The 18,495-nt window shown below is 67.1% G+C and carries 18 protein-coding genes; 9 read left to right on the forward strand and 9 right to left on the reverse strand.

Annotated elements, in window-relative coordinates; all coding sequences use genetic code 11:
- Window positions 1–41 precede the first annotated feature (41 nt).
- Together ACIOMQ_RS07710 and ACIOMQ_RS07715 are read right to left on the reverse strand one after the other, a co-directional pair.
- Entirely contained in the window at window positions 42–1,124 is a 1,083-nt protein-coding gene (locus tag ACIOMQ_RS07710) for an inositol-3-phosphate synthase (RefSeq protein ID WP_362210808.1), read from the reverse strand.
- Window positions 1,125–1,185: 61 nt separating this feature from the next.
- Window positions 1,186–1,893, reverse strand: coding sequence for a helix-turn-helix transcriptional regulator (locus ACIOMQ_RS07715; RefSeq protein ID WP_362210805.1), 708 nt, complete (start codon window positions 1,891–1,893; stop codon window positions 1,186–1,188).
- Window positions 1,894–2,282: 389 nt separating this feature from the next.
- On the opposite strand from ACIOMQ_RS07715, the gene ACIOMQ_RS07720 reads away from it, so the two are divergent.
- Window positions 2,283–4,988 (forward strand): transglycosylase domain-containing protein, encoded by a 2,706-nt coding sequence (locus tag ACIOMQ_RS07720; protein ID WP_402188211.1) that lies wholly within the window; start codon window positions 2,283–2,285, stop codon window positions 4,986–4,988.
- A 111-nt stretch (window positions 4,989–5,099) separates the two neighbouring features.
- A complete protein-coding gene (locus ACIOMQ_RS07725) occupies window positions 5,100–6,593 on the forward strand; it encodes a glycosyltransferase family 87 protein (RefSeq protein WP_402188213.1) in 1,494 nt (497 codons plus the stop codon).
- A gap of 89 nt (window positions 6,594–6,682) precedes the next feature.
- Here the strand turns inward: ACIOMQ_RS07725 and ACIOMQ_RS07730 are convergent, their stop codons facing one another.
- From ACIOMQ_RS07730 to ACIOMQ_RS07740, 3 genes are all read right to left on the reverse strand, one after another.
- On the reverse strand, window positions 6,683–7,714 hold the full coding sequence (locus ACIOMQ_RS07730) for an alanine racemase (protein WP_362210817.1): 1,032 nt from the start codon (window positions 7,712–7,714) through the stop codon (window positions 6,683–6,685).
- Between the two features lie 104 nt (window positions 7,715–7,818).
- Complete coding sequence (locus ACIOMQ_RS07735; protein ID WP_362210796.1) at window positions 7,819–8,937, reverse strand: peptidoglycan bridge formation glycyltransferase FemA/FemB family protein; 1,119 nt, start codon at window positions 8,935–8,937, stop codon at window positions 7,819–7,821.
- 273 nt (window positions 8,938–9,210) lie between these two features.
- The gene (locus ACIOMQ_RS07740) at window positions 9,211–9,531 is read right to left on the reverse strand and encodes a hypothetical protein (protein ID WP_362210793.1); all 321 of its coding nucleotides are present in this window, start codon (window positions 9,529–9,531) and stop codon (window positions 9,211–9,213) included.
- A gap of 278 nt (window positions 9,532–9,809) precedes the next feature.
- On the opposite strand from ACIOMQ_RS07740, the gene rpsF reads away from it, so the two are divergent.
- From rpsF to rplI, 4 genes are all read left to right on the forward strand, one after another.
- On the forward strand, window positions 9,810–10,100 hold the full coding sequence (gene rpsF, locus ACIOMQ_RS07745) for a 30S ribosomal protein S6 (RefSeq protein ID WP_362210791.1): 291 nt from the start codon (window positions 9,810–9,812) through the stop codon (window positions 10,098–10,100).
- Between the two features lie 74 nt (window positions 10,101–10,174).
- Window positions 10,175–10,777 carry a single-stranded DNA-binding protein gene (locus ACIOMQ_RS07750; RefSeq protein WP_362210790.1) on the forward strand — a complete coding sequence of 201 codons (603 nt, stop codon included), beginning with the start codon at window positions 10,175–10,177 and terminating at the stop codon, window positions 10,775–10,777.
- A gap of 43 nt (window positions 10,778–10,820) precedes the next feature.
- The gene (gene rpsR / locus ACIOMQ_RS07755) at window positions 10,821–11,057 is read left to right on the forward strand and encodes a 30S ribosomal protein S18 (protein WP_003967857.1); all 237 of its coding nucleotides are present in this window, start codon (window positions 10,821–10,823) and stop codon (window positions 11,055–11,057) included.
- Between the two features lie 18 nt (window positions 11,058–11,075).
- Entirely contained in the window at window positions 11,076–11,522 is a 447-nt protein-coding gene (gene rplI, locus ACIOMQ_RS07760; RefSeq protein ID WP_266747338.1) for a 50S ribosomal protein L9, read from the forward strand.
- 89 nt (window positions 11,523–11,611) lie between these two features.
- On the opposite strand, the gene ACIOMQ_RS07765 is transcribed toward rplI, so the two are convergent.
- Entirely contained in the window at window positions 11,612–12,949 is a 1,338-nt protein-coding gene (locus ACIOMQ_RS07765; protein WP_362210786.1) for an MATE family efflux transporter, read from the reverse strand.
- 459 nt (window positions 12,950–13,408) lie between these two features.
- Between ACIOMQ_RS07765 and dnaB the strand changes: the two genes are divergently transcribed.
- A complete protein-coding gene (gene dnaB, locus ACIOMQ_RS07770; RefSeq protein ID WP_327368615.1) occupies window positions 13,409–14,887 on the forward strand; it encodes a replicative DNA helicase in 1,479 nt (492 codons plus the stop codon).
- A 294-nt stretch (window positions 14,888–15,181) separates the two neighbouring features.
- Here dnaB and ACIOMQ_RS07775 read toward each other — a convergent pair whose 3' ends face one another.
- The gene (locus tag ACIOMQ_RS07775; protein ID WP_362210814.1) at window positions 15,182–15,850 is read right to left on the reverse strand and encodes a methyltransferase domain-containing protein; all 669 of its coding nucleotides are present in this window, start codon (window positions 15,848–15,850) and stop codon (window positions 15,182–15,184) included.
- 360 nt (window positions 15,851–16,210) lie between these two features.
- Between ACIOMQ_RS07775 and ACIOMQ_RS07780 the strand changes: the two genes are divergently transcribed.
- A complete protein-coding gene (locus ACIOMQ_RS07780) occupies window positions 16,211–16,609 on the forward strand; it encodes a hypothetical protein (protein ID WP_402188215.1) in 399 nt (132 codons plus the stop codon).
- A 108-nt stretch (window positions 16,610–16,717) separates the two neighbouring features.
- On the opposite strand, the gene ACIOMQ_RS07785 is transcribed toward ACIOMQ_RS07780, so the two are convergent.
- Complete coding sequence (locus ACIOMQ_RS07785; protein WP_402188217.1) at window positions 16,718–16,849, reverse strand: hypothetical protein; 132 nt, start codon at window positions 16,847–16,849, stop codon at window positions 16,718–16,720.
- Between the two features lie 274 nt (window positions 16,850–17,123).
- Window positions 17,124–17,723 carry a TetR/AcrR family transcriptional regulator gene (locus ACIOMQ_RS07790; RefSeq protein WP_401261976.1) on the reverse strand — a complete coding sequence of 200 codons (600 nt, stop codon included), beginning with the start codon at window positions 17,721–17,723 and terminating at the stop codon, window positions 17,124–17,126.
- 123 nt (window positions 17,724–17,846) lie between these two features.
- On the opposite strand from ACIOMQ_RS07790, the gene ACIOMQ_RS07795 reads away from it, so the two are divergent.
- The gene (locus tag ACIOMQ_RS07795) at window positions 17,847–18,431 is read left to right on the forward strand and encodes a dihydrofolate reductase family protein (protein WP_362210773.1); all 585 of its coding nucleotides are present in this window, start codon (window positions 17,847–17,849) and stop codon (window positions 18,429–18,431) included.
- Window positions 18,432–18,495: the final 64 nt, after the last annotated feature.

Genomic DNA, 18,495 nt, shown 5'->3' on the forward strand with positions numbered 1-18,495 from the left:
GCTCAGTACCGAACCGCGTCGACACGCCGTGTCCGGTCGCGTCAGTTGGCGACCTCGCCCTTGATGAACTTCTCGACGTTCTCGCGGGCCTCGTCGTCGAAGTACTGAACCGGCGGGGACTTCATGAAGTACGAGGACGCGGAGAGGATCGGGCCGCCGATGCCGCGGTCCTTGGCGATCTTCGCGGCGCGGACGGCGTCGATGATGACACCGGCGGAGTTCGGGGAGTCCCAGACCTCCAGCTTGTACTCCAGGTTCAGCGGAACGTCACCGAAGGCGCGGCCCTCGAGGCGCACGTAGGCCCACTTGCGGTCGTCCAGCCAGGCCACGTAGTCCGACGGACCGATGTGGACGTTGTCCTCACCGAGCTCGCGGTCGCGGATCTGGGAGGTGACGGCCTGCGTCTTGGAGATCTTCTTGGACTCCAGGCGCTCACGCTCGAGCATGTTCTTGAAGTCCATGTTGCCGCCGACGTTCAGCTGCATCGTGCGGTCCAGGATGACGCCCCGGTCCTCGAAGAGCTTCGCCATCACGCGGTGGGTGATGGTGGCGCCGACCTGCGACTTGATGTCGTCGCCGACGATCGGGACACCGGCCTCGGTGAACTTGTCCGCCCACTCCTTGGTGCCGGCGATGAAGACCGGGAGAGCGTTGACGAACGCGACCTTGGCGTCGATGGCGCACTGCGCGTAGAACTTCGCAGCGACCTCGGACCCGACGGGCAGGTAGCAGACGAGGACGTCGACCTTGCGGTCCTTGAGGACCTGGACGATGTCGACCGGGGCCTCGGCCGACTCCTCGATGGTCTGGCGGTAGTACTTGCCCAGGCCGTCGTGGGTGTGGCCGCGCTGGACGGTCACGCCGGTGCTGGGAACGTCGGCGATCTTGATGGTGTTGTTCTCGCTCGCACCGATGGCGTCCGCGAGGTCGAGGCCGACCTTCTTCGCGTCGACGTCGAAGGCAGCGACGAACTCGACGTCCCGCACGTGGTAGTCGCCGAACTGGACGTGCATCAGACCGGGCACCTTGCCGGCCGGATCGGCGTCCTTGTAGTACTCGACGCCCTGGACCAGCGAGGCGGCGCAGTTGCCCACGCCGACGATGGCTACGCGAACCGAACCCATTCCGGTTGCTCCCTGTGTGTAATGGATGTTCCCGATGAAGCCCCGCGGATCTGCGGGGACCTCACTTTGAGGTGTCGTCGGACGGATCCGGCGGGGTGTTCCCCCGATGCCGGGGCAGGCCGTCCGTCGCTCCTGCTGTGTTCTGCTGAGCTTCGCTCCCGGGCGAGGATCGTCGCTGATCCCGTCCCGACCGCTCGCTCTCGATGAGCTCGTTCAGCCAGCGCACTTCGCGCTCCACGGACTCCATGCCGTGTCGCTGCAGCTCAAGTGTGTAGTCGTCGAGGCGCTCGCGGGTGCGGGCCAGAGAGGCCCGCATCTTCTCCAGGCGCTCCTCCAGCCGGCTCCGTCGGCCTTCCAGCACCCGCATCCGCACTTCGTGCTCCGTCTGCCCGAAGAAGGCGAAACGGGCTGCGAAGTGCTCGTCCTCCCAGGAATCGGGGCCGGTGTGCGAAAGCAGCTCCTCGAAGTGCTCCTTACCTTCCGCAGTCAGCCGGTAGACGATCTTGGCGCGGCGCCCGGCGAGTGAGGACGCGGGGGCGACCGCACGGCCGGCGGCAGGCGGAAGGGCGGCCGGAGCGGTTCCCGGTTCCTCGATCAACCAGCCGTTGGCGACCAGCGTCTTGAGGCAGGGGTAGAGGGTGCCGTAGCTGAAGGCGCGGAAGATGCCCAGCGAAGTGTTGAGGCGTTTGCGCAGCTCGTACCCGTGCATCGGGGATTCGCGGAGCAGACCGAGGACGGCGAATTCGAGGATGCCGGAGCGTCTGCTCACCTTCGCCTCCTTCCTGTCCGAGTGCCCTTGCGGAGCCCTGTGCCGAGCTGATGTACCGAGCTGATGTATCGACTCGATACATCACGACGATAGATCGGTCGCCGCGCTGCGACAAGGGGGGTCATCGTGAACGGCGTCACATCGTGAATTCGTAGGCACCGACTTGCGTTGTTTGGGGTGAAGTTCGGCCCTAGGAGGGTTTTGACCGTGCGTAGTCTGTGCGGCATGCAGACCACCGGGAACCGTGAGACGGCCGCGCGCGTCAGTCTTCGCGGGCCAGCCGGATGCGCTGCGGATGAGCCTGTCGCAGGGCTGGTCCGTCATTCGGGGGGACCGGATCTCAACTGCCGCTTCCAGGCGCTCTCGCCTGCCCGAGGAGTAGTCGTTCCATGAGCGAGCACCGTCGCAAAACGCCGCAACCGCAAGGTGGCGGGCGTGCAGCGGCCAGACGAGCCGCCCAGCAGTCCTCAGGACGCCGCGCCGCTCCGTCACGCGGAGTAACTTCTGAATCACCGGCCGATTCGCAGGGCGGGGAAAGCCCGTACGGCGGGCGTGCAGCGGCCAGACGGGCCGCCCAGCGAGGTGGCGGCCGCGGTGGCGGCGGTGGCGGTGGCCGTCGGCGCGGAGGCAGCGGCGGCGACGGACACGAGGGCCCGGGCCGGGGGCGCGGCCGCGGTGGTCAGCGCCCTGTCAAGAAGCGCTTCATCGACTACCCGCGCGCCGGGAAGTACGGCGCGCGGCGCTGGGTGCCGTCGTGGAAGCTCGTCTCCAGCCTCTGCATCGGCTTCCTCGGCCTGCTGATGGGCCTGGCCGGCCTCGCGTACGCGATGGTCACCACGCCCCAGGTGAAGGACACCGCGAAAGCGCAGAACAACGTCTATTTCTGGGACGACGGCACGCAGATGGTCGCCACGGGCGGTGAGGTCAACCGTCAGATCATCGGGTACGAGCAGATCCCCGAAGCCATGCGGAACGCGGTCATCTCGGCCGAGAACAAGTCCTTCGACCACGACCGGGGTATCGACCCCATGGGCATCGCCCGCGCCCTGTACAACATGGCGTCGGGCGGCGAGACCCAGGGCGGATCGACGATCACCCAGCAGTACGTGAAGAACTCCTACCTGTCCCAGGACCAGACCCTGAGCCGGAAGTTCCAGGAACTCTTCATCACGCTCAAGGTCGCCAACAAGATGGACAAGAAGGTCGTCATCAGGGACTACCTCAACATCTCGTACTACGGGCGGGGTGCGTCGGGGATCCAGGCGGCGGCCCGTACGTACTACAACAAGGACGCCAGCCAACTGAACGCCAGCCAGTGCGCGTTCCTGGCCACGCTGCTCAAGGGGGCCACCTACTACGACCCGGCGGGCGCCCCCGAGATCGACGCCACGCAGGCCACCGAGGCGAAGAACACCGAACGGGCCAAGAAGCGGTGGAAGTGGATCCTCGACGAAGAGGTGAAGGACAAGCGCCTTTCGCCCGAGGAGCGCGCCAAGTACACCGAGTTTCCGATGCCCGTTCCGCCGAAGAAGAATGCCCAGCTGGGCGGCCAGACCGGCTATCTGGTCGACCTCGCCAAGTCGTACTTCCTCAACAACAACGACAAGGGCGTCACGGCGGAGAAGCTCGCCCAGGGCGGCTACGAGATCCACACCACCTTCAACAAGAAGAAGGTCAAGGAGCTCGACGCCGCGGTCCAGAAGGTCTACGACGACAAGATCAAGCCGAAGGAGCGCCCGCAGACGGACACCCATGTCCAGTTCGGCGGCGGGTCGGTGGATCCCAAGACCGGCGCCATCGTGGCGATCTACGGTGGTCAGGACGCGACCAAGCACTACACCAACAATGCCGACCCCACGGGCGCGCAGGTCGGGTCGACCTTCAAGCCGTTCGTGCTCGCGGCGGCGATGGAGTACGGCAAGCGCGACCCCGCGCTCGGCCCGGACCAGGCCGTGTCGCAGCGTGAGCAGGTCTCGCCGCTGAGTGTCTACAACGCCAACGACAGACTGAAGATCAAGAAGTACAACGGCCAGATCTGGACCGACGAGAACGGAAAAGAGTGGCTACAGGCCAACGACGGCCATGAGTCGAAGGGCAACATCACCCTTCGTGAGGCGATGCAGTGGTCCGCCAACTCCCCGTACGTGCAGCTCGGCATGGATGTCGGCACCGACAAGGTGAAGGACATAGCCATAGCCGCGGGGCTCAAGGACGACAACAACATGGCCGACTCGAATGTGCCGTCGTTCTCCATCGGTACGTCCTCGCCCAGCGCGATCCGCATGGCCGGCGCGTATGCGACCTTCGCCGCCAGCGGGCAGCAGCGCGAGCCCTTCTCGGTCACCGAGGTGAAGTACGAGGGCGATGTCATCTACCGGCACAAGGCAGTCACCAAGAGTGCCTTCGGTGCCGACATCGCCGACAACGTCACCGATGTCCTGAAGAACGTCGTCGAGAAGGGCACCGGTACCCCCGCGCAGCTGCCCGGCCGCGACGTGGCGGGCAAGACGGGTACGACGGACGACAACAAGTCGGCCTGGTTCGTCGGCTACACCCCGCAGCTGTCGACGGCCATCAGCATGTACCGGCTCGACGACAACGAGAAGAACGCGAACCGCGAGTTCCAGAAGATGTACGGCACGGGTGGTGAGAAGACGATCCACGGTGCTTCGTTCCCGGCCCAGATCTGGCACGACTACATGGCGGGCGCGCTGAAGGGCCAGCCGGCCCTGACCTTCCCGGAGCCGTCGCCGATCGGTGAGAAGGTCTACGGCGGCGGCGCACAGAGCCCCAGGCCGACGCCCACCAAGGAGGATTCGCCCTCGCCGCCCAAGAAGCCGTCCGAGCGGCCCTCGACGCCTCCGTCCCCGCCGGTGCCCGACCCCACCGAAACCTGTGGCGCATGGGACTGGAACTGCCAGAACGACAACGGCGGAACCAATGCCGGTGCTGCGAACGGCGGAACCGACGGCGGTCCCGGCGGCAGCCCGCCCCCGTCACCCCCGCCGGAGGGCGGCAACGGAAATGGCAACGGCAACGGCAATGGCAACGGCAACCCGAATGGTGGCGGGATCTTCGGGGGCCCGTCCGGCTGACGCCGGTCCGCCCGGACGGACCGGCGACCCGACCCGGTCATGAGGGCCGCCGCACCACACGGTGCGGCGGCCCTCGTCGTTCCCTCAGTCCCGTACGGCAGGATGAGCGGCATGCCAAGCGCAGAAGACACGAGTGTGCACGAGGAACGGCCCGTCGTACGGCCCACGCACCAGGACGAGATCGCCGAGGCCGGCAGTGAGCTGATCGGCGGGCGGTCGGGGCGCTGGGCACGTCTCGGCAGCACGGCACTCACGCCCGTGGGCGTCGTCGCGCTGGCGGCCCTCGGGATGTTCGCGCTCGGCATGGTGCAGAAGCTGCCCTGCTACAACTGGGCGTGGTTCAGGGGTGCCGGTTCGCAGTACACGCACGCCTGCTACTCGGACATTCCGCATCTCTATGTCGCACGTGGCTTCTCCGAGGGCCTCGTGCCGTACTTCGACCGGCTGCCCGGCGACATGCAGTACCTGGAGTACCCCGTTCTGACGGGTGTGTTCATGCAGATCGCGTCCTGGCTGACGCCGGGCGGATCCATCCAGCACCGTGAGCAGATGTACTGGATGGTCAACGCGGGCATGCTGATGATCTGCGCCGTGATCATCGCGGTCTGCGTCGCCCGTACGCACCGGCGCCGCCCCTGGGACGGACTGCTGGTCGCCCTCGCGCCGGCCTTCGCGCTCACCGCGACGATCAACTGGGACCTGCTGGCCGTCGCGCTGACGGCCGCGGCGATGCTCATGTGGTCCCGCGGCCGGACGCTGGCGTTCGGCATCCTCATCGGGCTCGCCACGGCCGCCAAGCTCTATCCGGTGTTCCTGCTGGGCCCCGTCTTCGTACTGTGCTGGCGGGCCGGTAAATGGCGGCAGTTCGGCCTGGCGACGCTCGGGGCGGCCCTGTCCTGGCTGGTGGCGAATCTGCCGGTGATGATCTACGCCCCCGAGGGGTGGAAGAAGTTCTACACGTTCAGCGAGGAACGGGGCATCGACTTCGGCTCCTTCTGGCTGATCATCACCCAGCGCACCGGCCAGCCCATCGAGGTCGCGACCGTCAACACCGTCTCGACCCTGGTGACGGTCCTGCTGTGCGCGGCCATCGGTGCGCTGACGCTGATGGCGCCGCGCAGACCGCGTTTCGCGCAGCTCGTCTTCCTCGTCGTCGCCGCGTTCATCCTCGTCAACAAGGTCTACTCGCCGCAGTACGTGCTGTGGCTGATCCCCCTGGCCGCCCTCGCCAGGCCGCGCTGGCGCGACTTCCTGATCTGGCAGGCGTGCGAAGTCATGTACTTCCTGGGCATCTGGATGTACCTCGCGTACACGACGAGCGGGGACAAGCACCAGGGGCTTCCCACGGAGGGGTATCAGCTGGCGATCGCCCTGCATCTGCTGGGCACGCTGTACCTCTGCGCCGTTGTCGTACGGGACATCCTCATGCCGGAGCGGGACGTCGTACGACGCGACGGGTCGGACGATCCGTCCGGCGGAGTGCTCGACGGCGCCCGGGACGTGTTCGTGCTGGGGCGGGCGGCGCGTCCGCCGCACCATGCCGTGGCCGCCGTGGAAGGGCCGCAGGCGGAATGGGACACGGCGCACGGACCGGTCGCCGACTGAGACGGGGCGCTCTCCGGGTCTCCGGAAAGCGCCCCGGCACCTTGCCGCCCGCCAGTGGCCGACGGGGCGGTCGACGCCAGTGGCCGGCCCTAGTGGTCGACGAGACGGTCGAACTGGGTGGTCGTGTGGCGCAGATGGGCCACCAGCTCGTCGCCCACCTTCGGCTCCTGCGCGTCCGACGGGACGAACAGGATCGACACCTGCATGTGCGGCGGTTCGGCGAACCAGCGCTGCTTGCCGGCCCAGACGAACGGGGACAGGTTCCGGTTGACGGTGGCCAGGCCCGCGCGGGCGACGCCCTTGGCGCGTGGCATCACACCGTGCAGGGCCTTCGGGGCTTCCAGGCCCACACCGTGCGACGTACCGCCCGCGACGACCACCAGCCAGCCGTCCGAGGCGGCCTTCTGCTGGCGGTAGCCGAAACGGTCGCCCTTGGCGACACGCGTGACGTCCAGAACGGCGCCCCGGTACTCCGTTGCCTCGTGGTCGCCGAGCCACAGCCGGGTGCCGATGCGGGCGCGGAAACGGGTCTGCGGGAACTGCCGCTGGAGCCGGCCCAGCTCCTCGGCGCGCAGATGGCTGACGAACATGGTGTGCAGCGGCAGCCGGGCCGCGCGCAGCCGGTCCATCCAGCCGATCACTTCCTCGACCGCGTCCGAGCCGTCCGTGCGGTCCAGCGGCAGGTGCAGGGCGAAGCCTTCGAGACGTACGTCCTCGATGGCGGCGTGCAGCTGCCCGAGCTCCTCCTCCTTGACCCCGTGGCGCTTCATCGAGCTCATGCACTCGATGACGACCCGTGCGCCCACCAGGGCGTGCACGCCGTCCACGGAGGAGACGGACCGGATGACCCGGTCGGGCAGCGGCACCGGCTCCTCGCCCCGGCGGAACGGGGTGAGGACCAGCAGGTCGCCGCTGAACCAGTCCTTGATGCGGGCCGCTTCATAGGTGGTTCCGACGGCGAGCATGTCGGAGCCGAAGCGGATGGCCTCGTCGGCGAGGCGCTCGTGACCGAAGCCGTATCCGTTGCCCTTGCAGACCGGGACGAGGCCGGGGAACTGGTCGAGGACGGATTTCTGGTGCGCCCGCCAGCGCGCGGTGTCGACGTAGAGGGAGAGCGCCATGGCCGGTCCGGAACCCTTCTGGTGGCTGCGGTGTGTGGGAGGTGTGCGGAGCCGAAGCCCCATTGAAACGAATGAAGCCGGTTCAGTCAGCGGGACGGTGCCTGTCAGCGGCGCGACATGTATATGTCGAGTGCCTTGTGCAGCAGCTTGTTGAGCGGGAAGTCCCACTCTCCGAGGTATTCGGCCGCCTGCCCGCCGGTGCCGACCTTGAACTGGATCAGGCCGAAGAGGTGGTCGGTCTCGTCCAGCGAGTCGGAGATGCCACGCAGGTCGTAGACGGTGGCCCCCATGGCGTACGCGTCGCGCAGCATCCGCCACTGCATCGCGTTCGAGGGCCGGACCTCGCGCTTGTGGTTGGCGGACGCACCGTACGAGTACCAGACGTGCCCGCCGACGATCAGCATGGTCGCGGCCGCGACGTTCTCGCCCTCGTGCCGGGCGAAGTACAGCCGCATCCGGTTGGGGTCCTCAGTGTTGAGGGCCGTCCACATGCGCTGGAAGTAGCCCACCGGACGCGGACGGAAGCGGTCCCGCTCGGCGGTGATCTCGTACAGCCGCTGCCACTCGTCGAGCTCCGCGTAGCTGCCCTGGACGACCTCGACGCCGGCCTTCTCGGCCTTCTTGATGTTGCGTCGCCACAGCTGGTTGAAGCCCTTGTGGACGTCTTCGAGCGACCGGTTCGCCAGCGGCACCTGGAACACGTAGCGGGGCTGTACGTCACCGAATCCGGCACCGCCGTCCTCGCCCTGCTGCCAGCCCATCTTCCGCAGCCGGTCCGCGACTTCGAAGGCACGCGGCTCGATGTGGGTGGCCTCGACGTCGCGCAGTCGCTTCACGTCCGGGTCCTGGATGCCCGACTTGATGGCGGCGGAGTCCCAGCGGCGGATGACGACCGGCGGACCCATCTTCACGGAGAAGGCGCCCTGCTGCTTGAGATGCGTCAGCATCGGCTGGAGCCAGTCGTCCAGATTCGGGGCGTACCAGTTGATGACCGGGCCCTCGGGCAGATAGGCGAGATAGCGCTTGATCTTGGGCAACTGCCGGTAGAGCACCAGGCCGACGCCGACGAGCTGCCCGCTCTTGTCGAACCAGCCCAGACTCTCCGAGCGCCACTCGGCCTTCACATCTGCCCATGCCGGGACCTGCATGTGACTCGCCGCGGGCAGGTTCTGGATGTACGCCAGATGCTGCTCTCGGCTGATGGTCCTCAGGGTCAGGCTCATGCGGGGCGCTCCTCGGCAGGTGTGTCCCCATCGGTCAGGGGCTCCGGCTCTCGCGCCGAAGCCTACTGCGACCGGGGAGCGCGCCGTCTGGCCCTATGGGACCTTGCCGGTCCGCCCCCGCCGGGACGGACCGGCAAGGTCCCGCCCCTTTTGGGGAGCGGATGGACCCGTTCCCGCCCGATGCCCGGCGCCAGGGCCCTCGGGGCTCCTCGCGCCGGGCGTCGCGCTACCGGCTGTATCTGGTCGTATGTGTCTGGTCGTATCTGTCGCGGATCAGCCCACCAAGCCGCCGAAGAGGCCACCGTGGGCCATGCCCAGGAAGAACCCGATGGCGGACGCGCCCATGCCGATGATCAGGGGGAACCGCTCGCGCGTGGTCACCGAGACGTACTGCCCGTACGCACCCACCAGGATTCCGATGAGTCCGGCCCACGAACTGATCAGATGCAGGTTGTGGAACATCGCCGTCACGAAGGCGAGCGCCCCGAGGACGAGCGTCGCCGCCACCAGGGTCTCCTGGAGCGGGTGGGGCCTGCCGTCCGTGGCGAGAAGGGAAATCCGGGGACGGGGACGGGATCGTATTGCCTGTGCCATGGAGACCTCCTGGCCGGAAGGTGGCGCGTTGTGGCGCCACTCACATCCGATGTGTCCAGATTGCGTCTCCTGACCACCGGATTTCAACCGGAAGCCGGTGTGCGGGTACTCTGTACGGTCTGCACCGGTGTCTGCCCAGGCCAGCACGTCAGCCCCCTCTCGAAGGAGGGCGTTGTCAGTGGTGGCTGTTCCACTCGGAGACACTGAATGCTCACGCATCACGACCCTCCTGCCACGGAACGACCGTGGCCGCTGAGTCCAAAGGAGGTGGGTTCCACATGCGTCACTACGAGGTGATGGTCATCCTCGACCCCGATCTCGAGGAGCGCGCTGTCTCCCCGCTGATCGAGAACTTCCTCTCCGTCGTCCGTGAGGGCGATGGAAAGGTTGAGAAGGTCGACACCTGGGGCCGTCGTCGTCTCGCTTACGAGATCAAGAAGAAGCCCGAGGGCATCTACTCGGTCATCGACCTGCAGGCCTCGCCTGCGGTCGTCAAGGAGCTCGACCGCCAGATGAACCTGAACGAGTCGGTCCTCCGGACCAAGGTCCTCCGTCCCGAGATCCACTGAGCATCTAGCTCAGCGGTCATCGGGTCCGAGTAGCAGCAAGCAGCCAGAAGCAATCCCCGCCGAGAGGTTCACCCATGGCAGGCGAGACCGTCATCACGGTCGTCGGCAATCTCGTCGACGACCCCGAGCTGCGCTTCACCCCGTCCGGTGCGGCGGTCGCGAAGTTCCGTGTCGCGTCCACTCCCCGCATCTTTGACCGGCAGACCAATGAGTGGAAGGACGGCGAAGGCCTGTTCCTCACCTGCTCGGTCTGGCGGCAGGCGGCGGAGAACGTCGCCGAGTCGCTCCAGCGAGGCATGCGCGTTGTCGTGCAGGGCCGGCTGAAGCAGCGGTCGTACGAAGACCGCGAGGGCGTCAAGCGCACGGTCTACGAGCTGGATGTCGAGGAAGTCGGCCCCAGCCTCAAGAACGCCACGGCCAAGGTCACCAAGACCACCGGTCGCGGTGGCCAGGGCGGCCAGGGTGGATACGGCGGCGGCCAGCAGGGCGGCGGCAACTGGGGCGGCGGTCCCGGTGGCAGTGGCCAGCAGGGCGGCGGCGGCGCTCCCGCCGACGACCCGTGGGCCACGAGCGCTCCGTCCGGCGGTCAGCAGGGCGGGGGCCAGCAAGGCGGAGGCGGTTGGGGCGGAAGCTCCGGCGGCTCCGGCGGCGGCTACTCGGACGAGCCTCCCTTCTAGGGCAGCTCGTACCCCCACTTCTTGATCACACAGGAGAAACACCATGGCGAAGCCGCCTGTGCGCAAGCCTAAGAAGAAGGTCTGCGCGTTCTGCAAGGACAAGACCCAGTACGTGGACTACAAGGACACGAACATGCTGCGGAAGTTCATTTCCGACCGCGGCAAGATCCGTGCCCGCCGCGTGACCGGCAACTGCACGCAGCACCAGCGTGACGTCGCCACGGCCGTCAAGAACAGCCGTGAGATGGCGCTGCTGCCCTACACGTCCACCGCGCGATAAGGGAAGGGTGACCGAATCATGAAGATCATCCTCACCCACGAGGTCTCCGGCCTCGGTGCTGCGGGCGACGTCGTCGACGTCAAGGACGGGTACGCCCGTAACTACCTGGTTCCGCGTGGCTTTGCCATCCGCTGGACCAAGGGTGGCGAGAAGGACGTGGCGCAGATCCGCCGCGCCCGCAAGATCCACGAGATCGCCACGATCGAGCAGGCCAACGAGATCAAGACCAAGCTCGAGGCCGTGAAGGTCCGTCTGGCCGTTCGCTCCGGCGACGCCGGCCGTCTCTTCGGCTCCGTGACCCCGGCCGACATCGCCTCGGCGATCAAGGCTGCCGGTGGCCCCGACGTCGACAAGCGTCGCGTCGAGCTCGGCTCGCCGATCAAGACGCTCGGCGGGCACCAGGTGTCCGTGCGTCTGCACCCCGAGGTCGCTGCTCAGCTCGGCATCGAGGTTGTTGCTGCCTAAGGGCACAGCTCACCAGAGCAGGTGAAGGGCCGTACCCCGCGGGTACGGCCCTTTGCTGTTTCACGTGAAACGGGGCGCCGGCCGATGGGTCAGCGAGTGGCACCGGTGACGATCCACCGGCCCGACCGGGTGCGCAGCCAGAGCGTCGCCATGCGAACGGTCATCATCAGGGCCATCGCCCACCACAGCGCCGTCAGACCGCCGCCGAATGCCGGAACCAGCAGAGCGACCGGAGCGAAGGCCGCCAGGGTGATGAGCATGGCCCAGGCCAGGTACTGGCCGTCCCCGGCTCCCATCAGCACTCCGTCCAGCACGAAGACCACACCGGCGATCGGCTGGGACAGCGCCACCACCAGCAGCGCCGGGAGCAGGGTGTCCTGCACGGACGGGTCGCCGGTGAACAAGGGCACGAACAGCGGCCGGGCAAGGATGATCAGGGCCCCGAACACCACCCCGGAAGCGATGCCCCACTGCACCATGCGGCGGCATGCCTCACGTGCTCCCTTGGCGTCGCCCGCTCCCAGACAGCGACCGATGATGGCCTGCCCCGCGATGGCGATGGCGTCGAGCGCGAAGGCCATCAGGCTCCAGAGCGAGAGGATGATCTGGTGCGCGGCGATCTCGGTGTCGCCGAGGCGGGCGGCGATGGCTGTGGCGATCATCAGGACGGCGCGGAGCGACAGCGTACGGACCAGCAGGGGGACGCCCGCCCGGGCGCTGGCCTTGATGCCTGCGGCGTCGGGACGCAACGAGGCGCCGTGCCGCCGCGCCCCCCGTATCACCACGATCAGATAGGCGGCGGCCATGGAGACCTGCGCGATTACGGTGCCCCAGGCCGACCCGGCGATGCCGAGTCCGGCGCCGTAGACAAGTCCCGCGTTGAGAGCCCCGTTGGCAGCGAAGCCTCCGACGGCGACATAGAGCGGGGTCCTGGTGTCCTGCAGACCGCGGAGCACGCCGGTCGCGGCCATCACCACGAGCATGGCCGGGATGCCGAGGCTGGAGATCCTGAGGTACGTGGTGGCATAGGGGGCCGCCGTGTCGGAGGCGCCGAAGATGTCCACGAGCCAGGGGGCTGCGGGAAGTGCGAGGGCGATGACGACGATGCCGAGCAGGAGGGCCAGCCAGATGCCGTCCATGCCCTGCCGGATCGCGGCGGCCAGGTCACCCGCCCCGACCCGTCGCGCCACTGCCGCCGTGGTGGCGTACGCGAGGAAGACGAAGATGCTGACGGCGGTGGTCAGCAGAGCGGCGGCGACGGCCAGACCGGCCAGCTGCGGTGTGCCGAGATGGCCGACGATGGCGCTGTCGACCATCACGAAGAGCGGCTCGGCGACGAGCGCGCCGAAGGCAGGGACGGCGAGCGAGATGATCTCGCGGTCGTGCCGTCGACGACTGGGCGGCGGGCTCGCCGGGGCCTGGATCATGGGGGTCAATCTAATCTTCCACAGGTAATGGATGCAATGCCCTAGTAGTCCTTACATTTACTCACGGTCGGCGTTCTCCCGTGCGCTGTTTGTCGTGATCTTGCGCCGACTCGGAAAGTTTTTCTCCCCCACAGCCCGTGGATGGAGAAACCCCAGGTCAGGGCGGTGATGGTCGGGGGGCTATGAGTTTGTCCACAGTGCTGTCCCCCGCTCCGTGCACAGGTTCCGCAGACTTCTCCACAGCATCTGGTCCGTCGTCCACATGCCCTGTGGATAACCAGATTGGCTGACGGTGCTGAGCGGCCTACCGTGGTCCGGCGCCCGCACTCTGTTCCGGCCTTGGAACCCCGTAGAACTCGACGCGCCGGAACCGGAGTCGGGCGTCTTGTTTGTCGGTGCTGTGCCGTAAGAAAGAGTGGCACGGCGAGGTCCGCGGAGCGGACGGGAGGAGGTGGCCCGGTGAGCATTCCCGAGCCTTTGGACGACCCCTGGGCCGACACCGGTCCCAGTGACCGTCTGCCCGTCACCCGCCAGCGCCGCGGCGAGGGCCGGGACCGCGGAGAACAGCACGAACGCGGCAGGGAGAGCGGCGGATGGGAGGGCGGTTCCCCCGGTTTCGAGCGGGTGCCGCCCCAGGACCTCGACGCCGAGCAGTCCGTCCTCGGCGGCATGCTCCTGTCCAAGGACGCCATCGCCGACGTCGTGGAGATCATCAAGGGCCACGACTTCTACCGTCCCGCCCACGAGACCGTCTACCAGGCGATCCTCGACCTCTACGCCAAGGGCGAACCGGCCGACCCGATCACGGTGGCGGCCGAGCTGGTCAAGCGCGGTGAGATCACCAAGGTGGGCGGGGCTCCGTATCTGCACACCCTCGTCCAGTCCGTACCGACCGCGGCCAACGCCTCGTACTACGCGGAGATCGTCCACGAACGGGCGGTCCTGAGGCGGCTCGTCGAGGCCGGGACGAAGATCACGCAGATGGGATACGCGGCCGACGGCGATGTCGACGACATCGTGAATTCCGCGCAGGCCGAGATCTACGCCGTCACCGAGCAGCGCACCAGCGAGGACTACCTGCCGCTCGGCGACATCATGGAGGGCGCTCTCGACGAGATCGAGGCGATCGGTTCGCGCAGCGGCGAGATGACCGGGGTGCCGACCGGCTTCACCGACCTCGATGCCCTGACGAACGGCCTGCACCCGGGCCAGATGGTTGTCATCGCGGCCCGTCCGGCCATGGGTAAGTCCACGCTGGCGCTGGACTTCGCACGGGCCTGTTCGATCAAGAGCAATCTCCCCAGCGTGATCTTCTCCCTCGAAATGGGGCGCAACGAGATCGCGATGCGACTGCTGTCGGCCGAGGCACGGGTGGCGCTGCACCACATGCGTTCCGGCACCATGACCGACGAGGACTGGACGCGGCTGGCCCGCCGGATGCCGGATGTCTCGGCCGCCCCCCTCTACATCGACGACTCCCCGAATCTCTCCATGATGGAGATCCGGGCAAAGTGCCGTCGCCTCAAGCAGCGCAACGACCTCAAGCTCGTGGTCATCGACTATCTGCAGCTGATGCAGTCCGGCGGTTCGAAGCGTGCCGAGAGCCGCCAGCAGGAGGTCTCGGACATGTCCCGAAACCTCAAGCTGCTCGCGAAGGAGCTGCAGCTCCCGGTCATCGCGCTCTCCCAGCTGAACCGTGGTCCCGAGCAGCGCACCGACAAGAAGCCCATGGTCTCCGACCTGCGTGAATCCGGATCCATCGAGCAGGACGCCGACATGGTGATCCTGCTGCACCGCGAGGACGCGTACGAGAAAGAGTCCCCCCGCGCGGGCGAGGCCGACCTGATCGTGGCCAAGCACCGTAACGGCCCGACGGCGACGATCACCGTGGCCTTCCAGGGGCACTACTCGCGTTTCGTGGATATGGCACAGACCTGAGCGAGCCATATGTAGGTTTCCGAAACGCGTGGCCACTTTCCATCGGCGATGGCCACCGCGTGGCCGATGGGACACGGGATGGAAATCATGCTCCGTGGACGAGTAGTTCCCCTCTTCGTGTACAGGACCTCCCCGGTCGTCGTCTCCACAGCCGGCCGGGGCAGGACCCCAGCGTTCGGCGGCCAGTGGGACCGCCTTCGCGAGTTCGGCCGCAGTGTCACGTTGTCGGACGCTCAAGGAAGCCGCTGACGCGCTCGGAACCCGGGACCCTGTGCCGCTTCCGACGCCTGATTCTCAGCCGGGTTGCTTGGCCATGATGACCAGACCCGGCCCGCTTTGCTCATCTGCAGGGAGCCGAAGTTCGGCGACCGGGCGCAGTCCGGCCTGCTCGATCAGGTCCACGAGTTGTTCCGGCCGCCATTTGTGTGTCGTCCAATGAACGGGTACACCCCCGTATGCCTCGGTGCGTACCGCGTCTTCGTCGCCGACGTGTGTTGCGGTGATGAAGTGTCCGCCTGGCTTCAGGGCGCGCGCGAACTGGGCGAGAACCTGGGGAAGGACGTCACGGGGGAGGTTGAACAGTGACCACCACCCGAGCACGCCGCCAAGGGACGCTTCTCCAAGGTCGAGGTCGGTCGCAGAGGCGACGCTGAAGCGGCATTGCGGATGAAGACGGCGCGCGTTCTCGATCATGCGGGGGGAGAGATCGACCCCTGACACGTCGAGTCCGCGTTCGGCGAGGTAGGCGGTCACCGTTCCGGGTCCGCAGCCGACGTCGAGGACAGGTCCAAGGTCGCTCACGGTGTCGGCGAAGGCGTCGATTGATGCCTTGAGCCATGGATGTCTACGGATGTCGCCGACTCCCGTCGTCACCACCATGTGGGCGTAGTTGTCGGCCACGCGGTCATAGGACTCACGGACCACGTCGAGATCGGCCGGGCGGTCAATACGGTGGGCGCGCATCAGCCAACGATAGGACTGTGCGACGGCCTTGGGACTGATATCGGCCTTGGTCCTGGCGGCACATGAAGTCTCAGCAAGGCTGTCATCGCCGGGTGGGATACTTACCTCGTGGACGCATCGAGGGCTTCCTGGGTCAACACGACGCACGATTGGTCCGGATTCGTTGATGCGGATCATCTGTCGTATATCCGGCAAAATCCCGACGAGTTCGCTCCGGGCGGGCCTTGGCACCTCGCCCTTGAGGTGCTTGCCTATGCCGCCGACGAAGCGGCAAGCGGGGGTGAGGGACGATGTGTCGTTATTCTCCATCCCGACGGTTCCCTGTCTGTGCGGGACGACGGACGGGGTACTGACACCCGCGTGGACGAACACGACCAGAACGTGAAGAAGCCGGTTATGGCTACGAAGGATCTCCGGTTCTTCGACTTCCCGCAGGCCGAGGCACTGCCTGACGGCTGTCCGCGGCGCGGCATGTCCGTGGTTGCGGCACTCAGCGAGTGGCTCGTCCATACCAACCGCCGCCTCAATGGCGCTTGGACCCAGCGCTACGAACACGGCGTTCCCGTCAGTGACCTTGAACCCGTCGAGGTCGACGGCACGACCGGGACGCTGGTCCATTTCAAGCCGGACAAGTCGCTGGGTTCGGTGACCCTGCCGGGGGACGGCGACCTCTCGCCCCTGGCCACGACCTGGCCTCATCTAAAGGTTCAGGTCGATGACCGGCGGCTGCGGCGTCACGGGCCGGGGTCCGCCGAATAGAGCCGCCGTCAGTGAGCGGCCGTCAGCTTCTCCATTCGCTGGGGAAGATGACACGAAAGCGGGACCGCGCCACTGACACGACCGCGGAATCCAGCCTGAAAGTGCAGGTCACTGCAGCTTCAGAGGACACGTCCCGTGCAGCCAGGACACGACCCGAAGGTCGCGTTCGTCGTTCTTCGGCATCGCGACCAGCTCGTAGGTTGTGGTGGGTCTGCCCGTGATGTCGACGGTGCGATACACGATCTGCTTTCCCCCCGTTCAGCAAGAGCCGGGTCATTCGATTGCACCGGCCCTCAGCAGTCTCGAACGGCCGGGCGCCTCCACAGTCCGGCGAACTGCCGCCCGCCCCAGGTGCTTCGGCAGGACACCCGATTCGGTGGCAGGGCCGTCTCATGCGGACCGGCGGATTCCCGCGGACGCGACGAAGCCGTGAGGCACAGCGCGTACGACATCCGGGGAGGCAGCGGCAGCAGCGGAGATCACTGCCCCGGCATACGACCGGTTCCGGGGCGGCTCAGGACGGCGGGACGACGCGCGTGACCACCAGTTCCACCAGCCGGTCCACAGTGGACTCGGCCCGGGAACCGCCCTCGGGGCCGGCGAGAAGGGCGGGCAGCGTGAAGTGTTCCAGCAGCAGGCCCGTCATGGCCAGGTAGAGCACCAGGAAGGCGTCCGCGTCGCCCGGCAGGCCCGCCTCTCGGTGGAACCGGGCGCTCTCGTCGACGTTGGCGCGGACGGACTGCGTCAGACGGTCGCGGAGCGCCGGGCGGCGGGTGGCCTCCAGACGGAGTTCCAGCATGGCGAGGTAGCCGGAGCGGTCGTCCTCCATGCGCTGCACCAGCCATCGCATCAGATCGGTGACCAGCTCACGCGAGGGTGCCGGGCGCATGGCTTTCTCGACCCTGGCCGGGTCCGGTGTCACCCGGACGGTGATACGGGCGGCCGCCTGCATGAACAGGTCGTCGCGGTTGGTGAAGTAGTTGGACGACGTGCCCACCGGGACGCCTGCGCGTGCGTCGACGGCGCGGAACGTGAGTCCTCGCGCGCCCTCGTCCGCCAGCACTTCGATGGCGGCATCGACGAGCGCGGTTCTGCGCTCGGGGTTCCTGGCCATACCTGGGCCTCCCTCGTCTTCTCTTCGGGTCCTCGGCGGAAAGGGATTGCGCAACCACTACATATGAAGCACTCTAGTTGAAGTGGTTGCGGCTCGGATACGCCGCAGCGGAACGGGGATCCTGTGCGAAAACTGACCTACTTCATCGCTTGCTCCATCGATGGTTTCATCGGAGACCCGAGTGGTGACGCGTCGTCCTTCCACCAGTTCGTGGACGAGGAGTTCCTTGAGTTCCTGAAGACGCAGTACCCGGAGACGGTGTCGACCGAGGGCCGCAAGGCTCTCGGCTTCCACGACGCCGAGAGCCGGCGGTTCGACACCGTGATCCAGGGACGGGCCAGCTACCAACTGGCGCTGGACATCAACATCACCAGTCCGTACGCCCAGCTGCGCGAGCTCGTGGCTTCGCGGACCCTCAAGGAGTCACCCGACCCGAACGTCGAGCTCATCTCCGACGACGTGGTCGCAAGGGTCCGGGAGCTCAAGGCGGAGGACAGCGGGCTCGGCATCTGGCTCTGCGGCGGCTCCCAGCTCGCCGGAGAGCTGATCGATGAGATCGACGAGCTGGTGATCAAGACGTACCCGATCGTCTACGGCTCGGGCATGCCGATGTTCGGCTCGGATTTCGCGCCCACCACGTTCGCGCTGGACTTGGTTCGCGTCTTCGACAATGGCGTGCTGGTCAGGATCTACAACCGGACGCGCTGACCGGGCAGTCGGTGGCTGCGGCGGGGTGTGGCCCGGGTGCTGTGAAATGCGTTCGCAGTGTCGG

Origin of the sequence: Streptomyces sp. NPDC087845, assembly GCF_044742755.1 — a bacterium.
Taxonomy (GTDB): domain Bacteria; phylum Actinomycetota; class Actinomycetes; order Streptomycetales; family Streptomycetaceae; genus Streptomyces.